Consider the following 15986-nt stretch of genomic DNA (forward strand, 5'->3'; position numbering starts at 1 on the left):
TCATAGGATCCTACTTGGTTTTGAAATAGGTATTACGTTGTGTCTTCATTCGAGATACTGGACACTCGTGAAAGAGTTTCAGGATACGTATAAGAAAGTTCAAGGTTCTGCGATAGGTTTAGCTGAGGGATGCTCAGAATATTATACAAGCAAGTGTTTCGAGCTGAAGGGTGTCATAGAGCATAAGTTTGTTTTGACCGATCCTACCCCTAACGACTGGATTTTTTATCTTCGGCTAATACTCCCCGCAGTCATTACAATTGTCGTGGTGGTATTAAAGTTTTGTATAGAACGGAAGGAATCGGAAGAGGTTACCACTCCTGCTTCGCCCGCGAAGCCAGAAGGCGCCTGAAGGAATCTACGCGCGCGGCCAGCACTGAATCGGGGGTAACGAGTTCTGGATCGTCCAAAGCGCAATCGATCACGCCGTCTTCGTGGTTGCAGCCGCGTGGGCATTCGTCGGAAATATCTTCCAAGTCAGGGAATCCGCGCAGTAGCCCATCGGGCGTTACGTGCGCTAACCCGAACGTTCGCACGCCGGGGGTATCGATCACGGTGCCCCCGCCTGCGTAATCGAACGCCATAGCCGACGTCGAGGTGTGCCGCCCGCGCCCAGTCACTTCGTTCACGTGCCCGGTTTCGCGCGAAGCCTCAGGAATGAGCGCGTTAATCAGGGTAGATTTTCCAACGCCAGAATGCCCAACAAGCACAGACACGCGCCCGCTCAGCTTTTCACGTAACTGGGCCAAACCGGCGTCGGAATCCGCATCGTCCCCCAACACTTGGGTGACGATCACGTCCAACCCCATCAATTCGTACATGGCCCGCAACGCATCTGGGGACGCCAAATCGGCCTTGGTCAGCACCAGCACCACGTCCATGCCCGCGTCGTAGGCTGCCACAACGCATCGATCGATCATGCCGGTGCGCGGTTCGGGCTGAGCCAGAGCGGTCACGATCACCAACTGATCCGCGTTCGCCACGATCACGCGTTCGTTCCCGGCCGCTTCGCCTTCTTCGCCAACGCGCCGCAACACGGTTTCGCGTTCGTCAACGTGAGCGATCCGCGCCAACGTATCCTTGCGCCCGGAAAGATCGCCAACCATCGCGCACAGATCTCCAACAACGATCCCGCGCCGCCCAAGTTCGCGGGCTTTCACAGCGATGACTTCGCACGAATCGTCCACCATCCGCACGTGGTAGCGGCCGCGATCTACGCGAAACACGCGCCCGCGCCGAGCGTCGGAATAGTCCGGCCGGATTTTGGTGCGTGGGCGTGATCGCTTTCCGGGCCGAACTTTTACCCGGTGATCGTCGGTGCCGATGTCGCGTCTACTCACGTGTTCTCTTTTCGTTTCCGTGCCCAATAGGATCGAGAGTCTGCTACAAGGCGTTCCCATAATTCTATGAAGGTTGGGAACGTTTTTGCGGTTGCTTCCATATTAGCAACCCGCAGGCCTTTTATTCGTAGTCCAAGGATTGCGCCGAAGGTTGCGATGCGGTGGTCCGCGTGTGAATCGATATCGGTTGTCGTGTAGCGTGCGTCGAATCTTCTGAGCCAGAGAGTTTCTGAGTGCGGATCGTATTCGGGCTGGGTTCCGATTGCGCTGAGTGTTTCGGTGAGTGCCGCGATTCGATCGGTTTCGTGGCCGCGTAGGTGCCCGATATTGCTCAGTCCGCTCACGCCGTCTGAAAACGCAAGTACGGCGGCTACCGTGGGGACGAGTTCTCCCAGGTCGCCCATGTCTTTGTGCGTGGCCCAGATGGTTCGGTGGCCTTGGCAGATCAGGTGGGTGAGTGGCCCGTTCGTTTCCCAGGTGAAGGTTGCGCCGGCGTTTCGGAAGATATCCAGGTAGGCCATTCCTGGTTGTTGACTTTTCTTGGGCCAGTTTTCGATTCGCACGCGCCCGCCCGTGACGAGCGCTGCCGCGAGGAACGGGCCCGCGTTGGATAGATCGGGTTCGATTGTGATGTGTTTCCGATTGGGGGAGCCGTGCGGGACGTGCCACGTTTCGCCTGTGCCAGCTGCGTTGATTCCGGCCTTGCGTAGCGTATCGATGGTCATGGAAATATGCGGGGTGGATGGGAGAGTATCGGCGCAGTTGCGCACAGTAATCCCGCGTTCCATGAGTGGGCCTGCAAGTAAAAGAGCAGAGACGAATTGCGACGACGCCGCCGCGTCCACACTCACCTCACCACCGCGTAGCGGCCCGCGTCCGTGGATAGTGAGGGGGAAGCCGCCCCCGGTGCCTTCCGCAACGTCCCTGGCACACGTATAGTTCACACCGAGTTGCGTCAGGGCTGATAGTAAGCCGGCGATGGGGCGGTGGCGAGCATTATCAGCGCAGGTCACAGTAACATCGCCGTGAGCCATCGCGGCCAACGGCAGAATAAAACGCATAACAGTTCCGGCCTGGCCGGCATTGATATATGCGCCCCCGCGAACCGTGATCACACCATTCGTATCGCGCGGTATTGGAGTAACGTGACACCAATTTTTATGCCATTCAATGCCCGCGCCAAGGGCAACCAGCGCGTTGCCCATGGCCCGCGTATCCTCCGAATCCAGTGCCCCGGCAAGGCGCACTGGATTCAGTCCGATAGCGGCTAAGACGAGCCAGCGTGCGGTGAGGGATTTGGATCCCGGAATCCGCACGTTGCCATGGATTTTTTCAGTTCGCGGAAGGTAGGGGGCATTCCACCATGAATCCCCGGGTTCCATTAGCGGCCAGGTGTGATCTGTTCGATCCGCTGTTGTGCTCCACCAACGGCCTTTTCACCGAGCCGGGCTGCACGCCAGCCAAGTGACGGCTTACCAGAACGATCGGTGGACGCGATAAGCGCACCGCCAATCAGGCCAGCGGCGGCTAGAAGCCCAGATACGTCCTTTTTACGGGCGGCGTATGGCTTCTTTTCCCAGACAGGGTTGTTGGCCAGAGCAAGCGGGATCTGTGTGAGACCCAAGATGAGCGCGGCGGATCGCGGCGCGCGCGACCGGGCGAGCTGTGCGCCAGCAAGAGTCACAACTGCGCCGGATGCGCGGGTGACCAGATCGAGTGTGGCATCAGTTGGTTCGGAGATCCCGAGCTTTTCATCGATGCCGAATTTTTGTGCGAGTGCCCAAAGTTTGCGGGCAGGTTCGCGGTGGCCTTCTGGCTTGGTGAGAGCATCCAGGCCAGTGGCGATGAACGGTGCGGCGAGTAGCGGGCGTGCAAGTTTGTTTACAAGAGTCATAGCACTAGTTTACGTGTATCCTCCGACACATGGTGGTGTGCAGAGCAAATTTCGCTCAAAGGGCACGTTACAGATCGATGATTTTCGCTAGCGGCCCGTAGTGGGAACAGACTGCTGCCTTGTAGGCATCGATATCTCCGGCTTCCGCGGCTTCGAGCATGGCTTGGTGTGCTTTGGCGGTAGCAATGAGTTCATCGGCGGCTGGGGTTTCCAGACTTGGGATGAACGCTTGGTGTACGAGCCACATCGCGCTAATGAGCTGTGAAATAAGGGAGTCACCAGCGAATTCAGTAAGGGCTTCGTGGAAAGCGATATCTTCATCGAGGTAGGTTTTCCCGGCTTTCGCGCGTTCCACCATGGTGGCAACGAGCGCGTGGAGTTTGGGATTGTGGGTTCCGGAGAATTGACGAACAACATCTTCGGCGATCCCAAGATCGAGTACTTGCCGGGTTGAGACCACTTGACGCAGGCTTGCTTTTCCAGACGATTGATCCAGTGCGTTTCGTAAAATGAGGGTTTGTACGAGTGGTTCGAGTGACATGGAGCCGACGAACGAGCCACGGCCTTGGTGGACGGTCACGATATCGAGTGCCGTGAGTTGACGGAAGGCTTCGCGGACTGACGAACGTGACACACCGAGATCTGCACACAACTCCGCTTCGGTGGGGAGGGGATCACCCGGTTTGAGATTATGGTTAAGAATATAGCCTTTGATGGCATCCATTGTTGCGGTTGAGCGCATGACGGTGCCAATTTGCGGACTATCGGCGGTTTGTGCCGATCCGTATTTACCCAGGATGGCTTGCATTGACTTGTCTGACAACATAGGCTTAATTGTAACGAACACGAGGTTGTGTTGCGCGTTATTCACAAGATTTTTTCACTGACACTTGGTGGGAATTCGTCAAAGGAGCAAGGGTGGTTCTTCTTTCACTAGATATTGGTGGCACTAAAGTAGGGTGGGCCATCATCACTGGAGAACCCGGTGAACTTTCCGTTTCGGAACGTGGTTCGATTCCAACACAAGCGTTCGACGGCGGCCCCCGGGTGGCCCAGCGCATCTGCGATCTTGTGGCTGAGTTGGATCGGGTGGAGATCGACGGCGTGGCTGTTGCTTCCGCTGGCGTTGTCGATCCAACAACTGGTGCGATTGTGTCTGCTACAGGCACCATGCCAGGTTGGGGCGGCACGCCTCTAGGCGATCTCTTGCGGGAAACAACAGGCAAGCCAGTGTGGGCAATCAACGATGTTCACGCCCACGGGCTCGGCGAAGCGGTGCTCGGTGCTGGCCGTGGTTTCCGCTCTGTTATGGCCTGTGCTGTTGGCACAGGCATTGGTGGTGCACATATTGTTGATGGCCAGATCGTGTTTGGCGATCACTACCTGGCTGGCCACTTCGGCCATATCCACCACCACTTCGCGGCAGGCCAGCCGTGTTCATGCGGGCGCGAAGGCCACATCGAAGCCATCTGCTCCGGTTCTGGAATCACCTCCTGGTTCAATTCGCGCAGCACCGATCTCACGGTAGCAAACGGCCGCGAACTCCAAGAACTTGCAGAATCGGGAAACGAACTAGCCGCACTCACGTTCACACAGTCGGCATATGCACTTGGGGAAGTGCTCGGTTCCCTCGCAAACTCAATCGACCCCTCCGTCGTCGTCCTCTCCGGATCCATGACCCGATCGGGAGAAAACTGGTGGAACGAAGTGCGCCGCGGATACCGCGCAAGCGCAATGGATTTCGTTGCGAATGTTGACTTACGCAACGGTGAACTAGGATCAGACGCCCCTCTCTTTGGCGCCGCACTCTATTACTATTCAAGGGAGAACAACTGATGAATCATCTCATCGAATCGCTGCGCGGAACCGTGATCGTCTCCGTGCAGGCATATCCGGGCGAACCCATGCGGCACCCAGAAACCATGGCACAAATGGCTCGTGCAGCTGAAATCGGCGGCACCTCAGCAATTCGCTGCCAGGGGCTCGCAGATATTTCCGCAATCAAAGGCCGCGTGAAGATCCCCGTGATCGGCTTGTGGAAGGAAGGCGACGAAGGGGTCTACATCACCCCAACCCTGCGCCATGCACGCGCCTGCTCCATGGCCGGTGCAGACATCGTTGCTATCGACGCAACCGGGCGCCCACGCCCAGACGGTCTTACCTACGGGCAAACCGTTGCTGAACTGAAGAAAGACGGCATCTTGGTGATGGCTGATTGCGGTTCATTCGACGATGCTCAACGTGCCGTGGATGCGGGAACCGACATCATATCCACCACGCTCTCTGGCTACACCGGAGATCGCCCAAAGACTCCCGGCCCAGATTTTGAGCTTCTTGCCCAGATGCTCGACGCATTCCCAGACGTCCCCGTGATTTGCGAAGGCCGTGTTCACACGCCACAACACGCGCAACAGGTACTCGAAGCGGGCGCGTTCGCCGCCGTCGTCGGAACCGGAATCACGCACCCAACTTCGATCACGTCGTGGTTCGTGGACGCCGCAGCCAAAGCCCACAAGTAAACGTAAATAAGCAATAAAAATTAAGCACTGAAAGAAGGCCACATGTACGTTGGTATTTTCAAAGATGAAGAAACCCTAGCCAAGGCAGCAGCCGACTACCTCATCACCAAGCTCAACGAATCTGATCGCAAGGTTGTAGGCGTTGCAACCGGTTCCACGCCACTTCCGCTCTACAAGGAACTGCGCGATGCTCACGCGGCAGGCACCTTCTCACTCGAAGGCTTCAAGGCGTTCGCGTTGGACGAATACATTGGAATCGACGAAAACCACCCAGAACGCTACCGCAACGTGTTGCGCGCCGAACTGGTTGGAGACGAACGCACCGGCCTGCGCGAAGAAGATCTCAACACTCCAAACGGTTCTGCGGAAGATCCATACGAAGCCGCTCGCGCCTACGATAGGTCCATTAAGGATTCCGGCGGAATCGTAGTTCAGATCCTCGGCATCGGTTCTGACGGCCACATCGGCTTTAACGAACCATCTGGCGCTCTCACGTCCCGCACGCACGTTGAAGCCCTCACAGCCCGTACGCGCGAAGACAACGCCCGCTTCTTCGATGACGATCTTGCCAAGGTGCCAAGCCAGTGCATCACCCAAGGGCTTGGCACCATCATGGAATGTGGCTGCCCGCTCCTCATCGCAACCGGCGCAGGCAAGGCAGACGCCGTACGCGAACTCGTTGAAGGCGGCGTGAGCGCCAAGTGGCCAGCCACGATCCTGCAGATGCACCAAGAAACCGTTGTTTTCCTTGACGAAGCCGCAGCATCCAAGCTCGAACTCAAGGATTACTACGTTGAACGCTGGGAGTCGCTACGATGAGCACCTATACCGGCAAAGTCCTCAACGGATTCGGAGAGCTCGTTGGATCGGGGCTTGAGGTTGATGGCAGCGGCGTCGTCGTCAATATCCTTCCCGTAACCGAAACCCTGCCAGAAGGCTGGATCACCCCAGGGCTGATCGATATTCACAACCACGGTGGCGGCGGTGCATCGTTCCCAGACGATACCACGCCAGAAGGAACCGCAACCGCAGTCGAAGCCCACCGGTGCATGGGAACCACTGCACTCGTGGCGTCAACCGTGTCCCTCATCGATCCGCTCCCAGCCATTCGAAACCTCGTGCTGGCCTGCGAATCAGGAGATCTCATCGGAATCCATCTCGAAGGCCCATACATCTCCAAACACAAGTGTGGCGCCCAAAACCCGGCCGCAATTCGTAACCCTGACCTGGACGAACTGCGATCCTGGCTGGAGGCTGGAAAAGGCTGGATCAAAACCATGACTATCGCACCGGAAGTCGAGAACGCATACGGCGCAGCCTGCATGCTCCTCGATCACGGCGCACTCCCATCGTGGGGCCACACCAGCGGAACCTCCGCAACGGCACGTGACCTCATCGAACGCACCACCGAATACGGCCGCTCCATCGGAATCGACGTACCGCAAACTGCAACACACCTGTTCAACGCCATGCCAACCCTCGCACACCGCGAACCAGGCCCAGTGCGCGAACTCATCAAGGCGGCCACGCGCGGAGACGCCGTGGTGGAACTCGTTGCCGATACCGTTCACGTCAACGCCGATTTGGTGGGTGACGTGGTAGCAGTGATCGAAAACTCCGGCCAGAAGGCTGGCGTTGCATGGGTAACCGACGCCATGGCAGGCGCAGGTATGGCCGACGGCGATTACGTGCTTGGCTCCCAGGCCGTCACTATCGAAGGTGGCGTGGCGCGTTTGACCGAAGGTGGTGCTATCGCCGGTGGCACCTCGCGGTTGGCTGAACAAATCGCACGCATGGTTGGCGGTGGGCACACCACGATGGAATCTGCTGTGCGCTGCTGCGTGGCAGGGCCGGCACATGCGCTCGGACTGGACGGCTCCGAAGCGGGTGTGACTTTGGACTTCGTTGTGGGGCAGAAGGCCAACTTCGTTGTGTTCACAGAAGATCTGGCAATGGAAACGTTCCAACGCGTGTGAGTTGCGGCGGTTCGCCGCGTGAATCATGTTTCACGTGAAAATCCCGGGATCTGGCTTGGGAGTGGTGCTGAGGGCACTGTTCTTTTACGGCTAGAAACCGGGATTTTTGTGCGTGTGTAGTAGGATTGGGGCGTGGAGATTGATCAACGTCCTGCTCACGAACCTGAGCAATTATCACAGCAGTTTGAAGAACTAGCGTTGCCGCTACTAGATCAACTGTATGGTGCCGCCCTGCGGCTTACCCGTAACCCGCAAGATGCTGAAGATCTGGTGCAGGAAACATACGCGAAAGCCTTTGCCGCTTTCCACCAGTTCACTCCAGGAACAAATGTGAAAGCCTGGTTGTATCGGATCTTGAATAACGCGTTCATTTCAAACTATCGCAAAGCCCAGCGCCGCCCGAAAGAAGCCGAATCCGATCAGGTGGAGGATTGGCAAGAATATTCGGCCGCTTCGCATGATTCGCGTGGCCTCGTGTCCGCTGAAGCCGAAGCGCTGGAAAACTTGCCTGATTCAGAAATCAAGGATGCGTTGGATCAACTATCTGACGATCGGCGCACAGTTGTGTATTTGGCCGATGTGGAAGGCTTTTCTTACCAAGAAATCGCCGATATTGTTGGAGTGCCAATCGGTACTGTCATGTCCCGGCTTCACCGGGGGCGTACTCAGCTCAGAGAGATTCTTCGTGACTACGCCCTACAGCTTGGATATAAGGTGAAGCAGAAGGCAGGGGAGTAACGTGAAACGTTTTGAAGATTTGTTAAAGCGGCTTGATGAATGCCACTGCGCTGATTCGGGATGTGATTGCTCGGAAGTGATGGAGCACCTGTTCGAACTAGTTGATGAACACATGCCGTCACATCAGGCACAACGGTTGTTGGAACACAGTGCAGGGTGTGAGCATTGTGCGGACATGATCCGGGCCGAAGTGAATGTGCGGGTTGTTTTACGGAAATCGTGCTGCGGAGATGTGGCTTCTGAAGATCTGCGGGCTCGGATCATTAGGGTAATCGAACGTTAGAGGGTAGGCGGCCTTGTGACTGTGATCGGGTCGTGAATATGCCCATCACATATCGATGTGACGAGAAGGCTAGGAAACCGGTACAATAAAGATCTGTCGTGCCATAAAAAACTATGGCCGAAGTTAAAGGAGTACACAATGTCGAAGCGTTCGCGTAAGCGCCGTGACCGCAAGAAGCGCGGTGCAAACCACGGCAAGCGTCCGAACACCTGATCTTGGGTTCGAAGCTTAGGGATGAATAATCCTATGAAAAGAGAGCGGTTTTTATACCGCTCTCTTTTTGTTTAGGTGCGAATGATTAGATCTAAAAAGTAAGGGTTAAAAAATAAGGACTGATCGGAAATGTTAAATTCAAAGGAGAATTTATATGTGCCTTGGTAGTAGTGATAAGTCTGCCGGCAATGAAAAGAATGATGGCTAACTAGAGTGAACTGATTGGCGATGACGCCTGATAAAACGATGTGTCTTATCAGGCGTCATTACTTTTTGCGGCATCTTTCCGTGGCCGCCCGCGTTTTGGCAGTTCGCCAGTGTTGTTCGATAGGCGCCCGGCACGGCGTAACCCATCGCGAAGAATGACTTCGATTTGGGCGTTTACGGAACGTAAATCGTCGGCAGCCCAGCGGGCGATGGCATCGTGTACCGCTGGGTCTAACCGAAGAGATATGGCTTTGCGTTCTGCCATGATGTTACTGGTAGAGCCCTCCCGCGTTGATGACTGGTTGGGTTTGCCCATCGGAGCAAAGCACAACGAGCAGGTTGGAGACCATCGCTGCGCGGCGTTCCGGATCGAGATCAACGATTTCTTTGCGTTCGAGTTCATCGAGTGCCATCTGAACCATGGATACTGCGCCGTCAACGATTGTTTCACGGGCGTCCACGATTGCGGCGGCTTGCTGGCGTTGCAGCATGGCTTGGGCAATTTCTGGCGCGTAGGAGAGGGATGAGATGCGTGTTTCCACGATTTCAAGGCCGGCAACGCTTACGCGATCTGCGACTTCGTTTGCGAGTTCGACGCTGATATCTTCGGTTGATCCGCGTAGCGATGAACGTCCATCAACTGGGAAATCGTAGGGGTGTTGGGTTGCGATGTGGCGCAGGGCTGATTCTGACTGGGATTTGATGAAGTTTTCGTAGTCTTCCACAGAGAATTTTGCCTTGGCGGTATCGGCTACTTGCCATACAACGATTGCTGCGATGTTGATTGGGTTTCCGGAGTAATCGTTGACTTTCGTTTCGTTGGTTTCGAAGTTGCGAACGCGCACGGAGATTTTGGTGCGGGTTGAGAACGGGATTGTGTAGTTGAAACCCGTTGCACGGATTGTTCCCTTGTATGTTCCGAAGAATTGGACGGTTCGGGATTCGCCGGGGGAGATCACGGTGAATCCTGTGCTTGCGAAGGTGACGACGACGAGCGCGACGCACGATACGAGCAGGACGATGTTCGATGCCACTGTGTCAGTATGGTTGTCCTGGGCGATTGCTCCGCTGATGATTCCCCATGCGCTGAGCGCGATGAAAGCAAGCGAGAGGAGAGCAAGAGTCGCGGCGCCTCCGGAGCCGAGCGTCCAGGCTTCTTTTTCTTTGACGTCTACGCGGATTCCTGAGTGCCCTACTGGATCTTCAGAGACTGTAACTGTAGCGGTTGTGTTCATGAGAAGGCTCCTAACCTAACCCGTTAAAAAGTGATAGAAAAATGATATCACTTTTTAACGGGTTGGGGTAGCAACCTCTCATTGGTTACGGGGTGAATGCTTTCCGGATTGTCGATCAATGAAGCCGAGCTGTTCGGGAGTCTCTGGAATTTCGCGGGTGAGCCATGTGGCCGTTTCTCTATCAGCATGTTGGCGTACGATCGTGCGGAATTCGCTCAGTTCGAAGTAGAGACAACCGGTGAGTGGATGGCGTTTCTTGGCTACGATCTTGTAGAGCCAGTACACGAACAGGCCGAGGTTGAAGATGAGAGCCGCCCATGCGCACACGATATTTGCTACAGGGTTCATGGTGGCAAAGTTGGTCATCTCGCTTGGCTTCACAAGGAGTTCAGGAAGTAAGTTGTTAGCTGCGATCCAGAACATGAGTGTGAAGCATCGGAACCAGATCCACTGGCCCTTTGCCCAGGTAAATGCTGGGATCGTGCAAGCCAGCAACAGTGCCAGCGTGCAATACCAGGTGTAATCGGCAAGCGCATTGTAAAGGAACGCGTGATTCCATAGATCGTATGCGATTACCCATGGCCACACCATATCAACCCAGATTAAACCGCGAACTTGCTTCTTTCCGTTGGCCTTAACGGCCTTCGATTCGGAGGTTACGAAGATCTTGCCAAGGCCGGTGATCGTGATGATGTTGAGAAGCCCGGCTGCTGCGGAAAGCAAGTTCCAGTAGCCGCCGATCGTGCGGAAGCCAGTGGCTGGATCAATACCAATATGGTTGGCTTCAAAGTTTGCTGCCAGAGCTTGATACCATTCCGCAGAATGGAGCGGTGCGGAAATGCCACGTGATTCGGGCAGACCGTTAAGCACGTCGATCGTCCGCGCGTCGTTAATCGCTTGCAAACACTGCGGATCGGCACCGCATGCATAATACGTATCTGCCTCAAAGAAAATCGTGATGTCACGGATATTGGCTTCCATAATGTTAATCGCAAGCCCAAGCCACAACGCCACGCCCATCCACAACGCATACTTGCGCGCCTTGTCCGGGTGGCGCTTCCCAAGAACCAGCAGGTAGCCGGTCATGGTTGCGGTGGCAATCATAATCACGAACTTGCCGAACGGGAACCATCCCACCATCGGCACCCCGTGTGCGATCACGTAAGGCATCACGGCGATCCCACCGATAGTCCAGAGTGCAAAAATCGTCCAATTCCACCGCCGGTTGATTTCTGCAATGGCGATTTGAGCAATGAGCACGATAACCCAGAAAAGATAGACCGCTGGCGTTCCGATTTCCCAGAGGAATAATGAAGACATGACATTTCCTTATATAAAGCGCGTTATCCGCTCATGCTCCGTTGCAGAGGTGAAACGCGATAGTTTTTTGGGACCTTATCCCTCAATATTAGCCACGAAAAACTGGAATAATGGAGACTAACGTCACAACAAGGTGAAGTGAAGACGAAGGAGTCTCAAACATGAAGAAATCTACATTGCTGAAACTGGGAGGAACTGCCGCCGTAGCGGGACTTTCTGGCCTGGTTGCTTTCAGCCAGTTCAGTGGTAAAGCAACGAAAGAAGAACAAGAATGGGTATACCCAGCCGATGATTTGATCGATGCGAATTACAAGAATGGCTATTCATCAACATACGCCATTGATATCGACGCTCCTGCCTACGCCGTCTACCGCATCTTCAAGCAGATTGGGTGCGATAAGTCAGGATCGTTTAGTTCGGAGTTCTTGGAGCGCACCTTTGCTCGCTTGCCTTTTTTCAATTCGTATGAGATCCAGGAAGAGTTCCAGCAACCAGATTCGATGATGCCAGGCGATGTGGCCGCGTTCGATTATCACGGCATGTCGATGGAATGGGCAGATGTTGTTCCAGGTAAGTACCTTGTTCAGTGGGTTGATACGAAGAATCCGCCAGCTGCTCCGGGTGCGTATGCGTTCCGTTTCCCGTTCATGAAGCATTTCGCTGCGGCGTGGTGCTTCTACTTTGTTCCGTTAAAGGGCGAACGCTGCCGCTTAATTAACCACTGGCGTATCGGTTTCGAACCAGATAACAAGGTGATAAGCACGATCAATTGGCTCAACATTGAATTGATCGGTGGCGTTATGACTCACTTGCAGAATCTGTACGTGAAGCGCACTGTTGAGTTCAAGAAGAAGCAGCAGCACAGCGGCAAGATTATGCGTGGTTTGTTGGGCGGGCGCTGGTTTAAGACTGGCACTCCTGCTGGACGTTGGGATGATACCCCGCTTTTCGAAGAGACATTCACTCAGTGGATGCGTTTCGGCCGTCAGAACCCTGCCGTGAAGGAGATTCGCGAACCAGTAACGGATAACCCGAATTGGCCACCAACAGGCCCAGGAACTCCGTGGGCAGATACCGTGGATGAAGATTACTTTACCGATTGGGAAGAACCAGAGTTTTCGTGGGATGAACAGATTCGCCAGAAGCGCGAGAAGACGTACCTGAAGGGGTGGGGTAAGAAGAAGTAGTTAGGGACGACGTCGGTTCGGCGCAATAATGGCCGGGGATGCTGTGAAGCATCCCCGGCCGCCTGGTAGTAAACGCTTGATTTAGCCTTTCTTCGGGCGCATACCCCGCCGGCGCTTTACAGCCTTGCGATAGCCGAGCCGTTCTGGCGTGGTGTCAAGGCGTGCGGCGATCAGATCTTTATCCTCATTCGATGCATTCTTGCGAACCATCCGAACGTATTCTGGGGTGTCAGAGTAGACCTCAACTTTGAACGGATTTCGCTTGAGTACGGAGATTCGGTAGATGTGATAGCCGAATACCACGATGTTGACCACGAGTGCCAAGAATGAGAAGAGGAAGAGTGCTGTGGTGTTGTGTGCAGATCGGTGAGCAAACATTGAATCGTGCATGAAATGCGGGAAAGTAAGAACAACCGCAGACCACAACGTGAGTGTATACGCCCGGAATTGGATCCATGAACCGCGAAGCCGTGGGAAGAGTGCTGGAATCGTGCAGGAAGCGAGTAGTGCTACGCCGGAGTACCAAGCCCGATCTGAGAGGCAGTTATAGACGTATGCGAAGTTCCACAGATCGTAGGCGATAATCCAGCCGAGCGTGAGATCGCCCCACATGATCGCCTTGCTCTTATTATTGGCAACGAAGATGCCCACCCAGCCGGAGATTGCAAGAAGGTTGAGGATTCCGGCGATTCCGTTCATGTAGTTCCATGGGCCGCCCCAAGTGGCTAGGCCTGTTTCTGGGTGCAGGTTGTGGATTGATGCGCACTGGAAATCACGGATGACTGCTTCCAAAATATTGATTGCCAAAATAGCTGGGGGGATCAGCAGATACCATTGGTTTCGGCGGAGCTTCTGTGAATATTGCAAGGCTACCAAACAGAGTGAACCAGCGAGCGCCGAATACTGCTTCACGATCGGGAACCAGCCTGCAGATCCGGTTCCTTGGGTGGAATACGGCCACCAGAAAATAGTGAGCAGAACTGGGGCAATCACAAATACTGCAAGCACCACCCACTTATTTCGTTGGGCTAGCCAAGCAGTAATGGCAAGGGCTGCCGTGACAACAATAAGCATCACGTAGTCCCACCATTCGCCTGTTTCGAACGCGAATAGCACAGGGTAATCCACCGTTGGTGTGGAGGTAAGGGTCATCAAGATCATCACTCTACTTCATTGGAAAGTGTGTTTTAGGATACACCCATTCTAGCGTGTTTGGAGAGAATAGAATGGGACTTATGCTCCGGGATTGGCGCTATGTCTCCAGAACGTCGAAGCCGCATCGCTTGGCACAGGCGGCAAAGTTCTTATCGAAAGTCAGAATTTTCACCGGATCCCCAGATGAGTTGACACTGAGTGCTGTAGCAATGTGAAGAGCGTCAAGCGTTTTTGAATGCCCAAGAATTCCTTCGCTTTGGGAAAGGATCGGATCTGACACTGATATGAGCGTGATCGCTGGTAGAAGAGCGTCAACATAATCGGGGATTAGGGTATGTTCCACTACTGAATCAAGACTTCGTACCAGTGTGCGGATGAGCTCTGTGCGTAAGAGAGTGGATGAAACTATTGTTTCTCCCGAACGTAAATATCCTTTGACACGTTCGGTTCCACTTTCTGGTAGAAAAAGTTTGGCTGCGGCAGACGTATCAAGGTAGATCATAGCCGGTCATCTCTATCTTTTTGGATTACGTCATCTAATGAATGGTTAGATTGGGTAGTGATGACAAGGGAATCGATATCAATGCTGGATATTGATTGAGATGCGGGTAGCGCGTTGCCTTCTGCGATAAGGCGCGCTAACGGTGATACTTCTGCTTGAATGGGCACAATTGTAGCGATTGGCTTACCGCGGTCGGTTACAATCACTTCTTGCTGTGAATCGCGAACACGAGCCATGACTCTGCCTGACTGCTGATTTAGTTCCCGCAGGGATACATAGTGGGCTGTGTCCTGCTCAGTTATTAACATGTTCCCTCCATTGTTCTACATGTTGTAGAACAATTCTATCTGTGGGAGGAACGGAAAATCTAGCCCCAGTTACATCACATCTGGTTGTGTGATTCCCAGCCAGTCATGCCACCCCTTATGCAACACGAGCCACGCCATCAATCCATATCCCGCCTGACGTGGGGTGTAACTCGCATTCATCGACATATCCGTGGCCCACTGTTCATGGTTATACAACGGCGTAAAACAATCCACGTACGGAATGTTTCGCCGCGTACACGCCTGTTCGTAGGCTTGGCTGAGATCGTTTTGGTTGCGTAACGGTTGATCGTTGCGTGGAGGAGGTCCGACGACGAACGGTGCCAACCCCATACTCATCGCATTATCAAGAATATTCGCCACATAGAGGCGTGAGCGTGCAAGCGATAGCGAGCTTTCCAAATCATGTGATCCTAACCCGATCACAAGACGATTTTCGGCGTCGCGATCTAGGCGTGGAACGATATCGTTCTCCCAACGGGACGCAAGTGCTTCCGTTCCTTCACCGGGAGTAGCCAACGTGAGATGCATGAGTGGAGGTTCGCACGCGGTGCGCGCCATCACGCGCCCAGTCCACCCCATCGCGCGGGCGTCGCCAAAGCCCGCAACTAGTTCATCTCCGATGAAAAAGATGCGGGTGGGATGTTCGGTCTCAATGTTGCTCATGCCTAGCTCTTCCACAATCAACGTGTCAATCACGTCTATTCTAAATGGAATCAGGCTTTTCGTGGTGGTGATGAGGGGAGGTTGTGGTGAGGTACGTGTGAAGTGCTCCGGGTTTTGTTCCTAGGCTTTTGCCTTGATTTTTATTATTTCCTGTGGCGGGTTCTGCTTCTAAAAGTCGATTTCCGCCTCGATCGGGGTTCGGTATCCCAAGCTTTGGAGCTACTGCCTGCGGCTTGCATCGACATGTTTTCTGCCAAGATACGGTCTTCCACGAGACGGACCACACGGTCCTTGGCATCCTGGCCAAATTTCCTTGGCATATTCGAAGACTTTCATCTACTCAAACAGAACAAAACCTGGGACACTTCATTTTGTCTCGCACTTCTGTGTATATGGGGCTAGAAAAGCGGCTGGCAGCTCAGCAG

At 54.4% G+C, this 15986-nt stretch carries 19 protein-coding genes; 8 read left to right on the forward strand and 11 right to left on the reverse strand.

Annotation, left to right across the window (positions count from 1 at the left end):
- Nucleotides 1-311: 311 nt before the first annotated feature.
- The 4 genes from rsgA to ARCH_RS01685 all read right to left on the reverse strand — a co-directional run bounded on the left by rsgA (nucleotide 312) and on the right by ARCH_RS01685 (nucleotide 4081).
- A complete protein-coding gene (rsgA, locus tag ARCH_RS01670; protein ID WP_013169581.1) occupies nucleotides 312-1340 on the reverse strand; it encodes a ribosome small subunit-dependent GTPase A in 1029 nt (342 codons plus the stop codon).
- Nucleotides 1337-2722, reverse strand: coding sequence for a 3-phosphoshikimate 1-carboxyvinyltransferase (aroA, locus tag ARCH_RS01675; protein ID WP_013169582.1), 1386 nt, complete (start codon nucleotides 2720-2722; stop codon nucleotides 1337-1339). Before aroA ends, rsgA begins: the two co-directional genes overlap by 4 nt.
- On the reverse strand, nucleotides 2722-3234 hold the full coding sequence (locus tag ARCH_RS01680) for a hypothetical protein (protein ID WP_013169583.1): 513 nt from the start codon (nucleotides 3232-3234) through the stop codon (nucleotides 2722-2724). Before ARCH_RS01680 ends, aroA begins: the two co-directional genes overlap by 1 nt.
- A gap of 67 nt (nucleotides 3235-3301) precedes the next feature.
- Complete coding sequence (locus tag ARCH_RS01685) at nucleotides 3302-4081, reverse strand: FadR/GntR family transcriptional regulator (protein ID WP_261974469.1); 780 nt, start codon at nucleotides 4079-4081, stop codon at nucleotides 3302-3304.
- A gap of 71 nt (nucleotides 4082-4152) precedes the next feature.
- Between ARCH_RS01685 and ARCH_RS01690 the strand changes: the two genes are divergently transcribed.
- The 7 genes from ARCH_RS01690 (at nucleotide 4153) to ARCH_RS10430 (ending at nucleotide 8963) form a co-directional block, all read left to right on the forward strand.
- Nucleotides 4153-5070 (forward strand): ROK family protein, encoded by a 918-nt coding sequence (locus ARCH_RS01690; protein ID WP_013169585.1) that lies wholly within the window; start codon nucleotides 4153-4155, stop codon nucleotides 5068-5070.
- Nucleotides 5070-5753 (forward strand): N-acetylmannosamine-6-phosphate 2-epimerase, encoded by a 684-nt coding sequence (locus tag ARCH_RS01695; protein WP_013169586.1) that lies wholly within the window; start codon nucleotides 5070-5072, stop codon nucleotides 5751-5753. The genes ARCH_RS01690 and ARCH_RS01695 overlap by 1 nt, the downstream gene beginning before the upstream one ends.
- A 42-nt stretch (nucleotides 5754-5795) precedes the next feature.
- Complete coding sequence (locus ARCH_RS01700; protein ID WP_013169587.1) at nucleotides 5796-6572, forward strand: glucosamine-6-phosphate deaminase; 777 nt, start codon at nucleotides 5796-5798, stop codon at nucleotides 6570-6572.
- A complete protein-coding gene (locus tag ARCH_RS01705) occupies nucleotides 6569-7729 on the forward strand; it encodes an N-acetylglucosamine-6-phosphate deacetylase (protein WP_013169588.1) in 1161 nt (386 codons plus the stop codon). Before ARCH_RS01700 ends, ARCH_RS01705 begins: the two co-directional genes overlap by 4 nt.
- Nucleotides 7730-7861: 132 nt before the next feature.
- Nucleotides 7862-8467, forward strand: coding sequence for a sigma-70 family RNA polymerase sigma factor (locus ARCH_RS01710; protein WP_013169589.1), 606 nt, complete (start codon nucleotides 7862-7864; stop codon nucleotides 8465-8467).
- A gap of 1 nt (nucleotide 8468) precedes the next feature.
- A complete protein-coding gene (locus ARCH_RS01715; RefSeq protein WP_013169590.1) occupies nucleotides 8469-8750 on the forward strand; it encodes an anti-sigma factor in 282 nt (93 codons plus the stop codon).
- A gap of 138 nt (nucleotides 8751-8888) precedes the next feature.
- Nucleotides 8889-8963 carry a 50S ribosomal protein bL37 gene (locus ARCH_RS10430; RefSeq protein ID WP_369801280.1) on the forward strand — a complete coding sequence of 25 codons (75 nt, stop codon included), beginning with the start codon at nucleotides 8889-8891 and terminating at the stop codon, nucleotides 8961-8963.
- Between the two features lie 256 nt (nucleotides 8964-9219).
- Here ARCH_RS10430 and ARCH_RS01720 read toward each other — a convergent pair whose 3' ends face one another.
- The 3 genes from ARCH_RS01720 to ARCH_RS01730 all read right to left on the reverse strand — a co-directional run bounded on the left by ARCH_RS01720 (nucleotide 9220) and on the right by ARCH_RS01730 (nucleotide 11725).
- Complete coding sequence (locus ARCH_RS01720) at nucleotides 9220-9435, reverse strand: hypothetical protein (protein ID WP_013169591.1); 216 nt, start codon at nucleotides 9433-9435, stop codon at nucleotides 9220-9222.
- A gap of 4 nt (nucleotides 9436-9439) precedes the next feature.
- On the reverse strand, nucleotides 9440-10405 hold the full coding sequence (locus ARCH_RS01725) for an SPFH domain-containing protein (protein ID WP_013169592.1): 966 nt from the start codon (nucleotides 10403-10405) through the stop codon (nucleotides 9440-9442).
- Nucleotides 10406-10483: 78 nt separating this feature from the next.
- Nucleotides 10484-11725, reverse strand: coding sequence for a DUF5692 family protein (locus ARCH_RS01730; RefSeq protein ID WP_013169593.1), 1242 nt, complete (start codon nucleotides 11723-11725; stop codon nucleotides 10484-10486).
- Nucleotides 11726-11886: 161 nt separating this feature from the next.
- Here ARCH_RS01730 and ARCH_RS01735 point away from each other — a divergent pair, with 161 nt between their 5' ends.
- Nucleotides 11887-12912, forward strand: coding sequence for a hypothetical protein (locus ARCH_RS01735; protein ID WP_013169594.1), 1026 nt, complete (start codon nucleotides 11887-11889; stop codon nucleotides 12910-12912).
- Between the two features lie 81 nt (nucleotides 12913-12993).
- Here the strand turns inward: ARCH_RS01735 and ARCH_RS01740 are convergent, their stop codons facing one another.
- The 4 genes from ARCH_RS01740 to ARCH_RS01755 all read right to left on the reverse strand — a co-directional run bounded on the left by ARCH_RS01740 (nucleotide 12994) and on the right by ARCH_RS01755 (nucleotide 15561).
- Nucleotides 12994-14073, reverse strand: coding sequence for a DUF5692 family protein (locus ARCH_RS01740; protein ID WP_013169595.1), 1080 nt, complete (start codon nucleotides 14071-14073; stop codon nucleotides 12994-12996).
- A 91-nt stretch (nucleotides 14074-14164) separates the two neighbouring features.
- A complete protein-coding gene (locus ARCH_RS01745; RefSeq protein WP_013169596.1) occupies nucleotides 14165-14569 on the reverse strand; it encodes a type II toxin-antitoxin system VapC family toxin in 405 nt (134 codons plus the stop codon).
- The gene (locus ARCH_RS01750; protein WP_013169597.1) at nucleotides 14566-14877 is read right to left on the reverse strand and encodes a type II toxin-antitoxin system Phd/YefM family antitoxin; all 312 of its coding nucleotides are present in this window, start codon (nucleotides 14875-14877) and stop codon (nucleotides 14566-14568) included. The genes ARCH_RS01745 and ARCH_RS01750 overlap by 4 nt, the downstream gene beginning before the upstream one ends.
- Nucleotides 14878-14946: 69 nt before the next feature.
- Nucleotides 14947-15561, reverse strand: a complete 615-nt coding sequence (locus ARCH_RS01755; RefSeq protein ID WP_041640647.1) for a GDSL-type esterase/lipase family protein — start codon at nucleotides 15559-15561, stop codon at nucleotides 14947-14949.
- Between the last annotated feature and the right edge of the window lie 425 nt (nucleotides 15562-15986).

Source organism: Arcanobacterium haemolyticum DSM 20595 (assembly GCF_000092365.1).
GTDB lineage: Bacteria > Actinomycetota > Actinomycetes > Actinomycetales > Actinomycetaceae > Arcanobacterium > Arcanobacterium haemolyticum.

Coding starts and splice junctions, on each gene's coding strand:
- ARCH_RS01680 (WP_013169583.1), bottom strand. CDS start 3,234: ATGACTCTTGTAAACAAACTTGCACGCCCGCTACTCGCCGCACCGTTC.
- aroA (WP_013169582.1), bottom strand. CDS start 2,722: ATGGAACCCGGGGATTCATGGTGGAATGCCCCCTACCTTCCGCGAACT.
- ARCH_RS01730 (WP_013169593.1), bottom strand. CDS start 11,725: ATGTCTTCATTATTCCTCTGGGAAATCGGAACGCCAGCGGTCTATCTT.
- ARCH_RS01700 (WP_013169587.1), top strand. CDS start 5,796: ATGTACGTTGGTATTTTCAAAGATGAAGAAACCCTAGCCAAGGCAGCA.
- ARCH_RS01695 (WP_013169586.1), top strand. CDS start 5,070: ATGAATCATCTCATCGAATCGCTGCGCGGAACCGTGATCGTCTCCGTG.
- ARCH_RS01750 (WP_013169597.1), bottom strand. CDS start 14,877: ATGTTAATAACTGAGCAGGACACAGCCCACTATGTATCCCTGCGGGAA.
- ARCH_RS01705 (WP_013169588.1), top strand. CDS start 6,569: ATGAGCACCTATACCGGCAAAGTCCTCAACGGATTCGGAGAGCTCGTT.
- ARCH_RS01740 (WP_013169595.1), bottom strand. CDS start 14,073: ATGATCTTGATGACCCTTACCTCCACACCAACGGTGGATTACCCTGTG.
- ARCH_RS01755 (WP_041640647.1), bottom strand. CDS start 15,561: ATGAGCAACATTGAGACCGAACATCCCACCCGCATCTTTTTCATCGGA.
- ARCH_RS01735 (WP_013169594.1), top strand. CDS start 11,887: ATGAAGAAATCTACATTGCTGAAACTGGGAGGAACTGCCGCCGTAGCG.
- ARCH_RS01725 (WP_013169592.1), bottom strand. CDS start 10,405: ATGAACACAACCGCTACAGTTACAGTCTCTGAAGATCCAGTAGGGCAC.
- ARCH_RS01720 (WP_013169591.1), bottom strand. CDS start 9,435: ATGGCAGAACGCAAAGCCATATCTCTTCGGTTAGACCCAGCGGTACAC.
- ARCH_RS01745 (WP_013169596.1), bottom strand. CDS start 14,569: ATGATCTACCTTGATACGTCTGCCGCAGCCAAACTTTTTCTACCAGAA.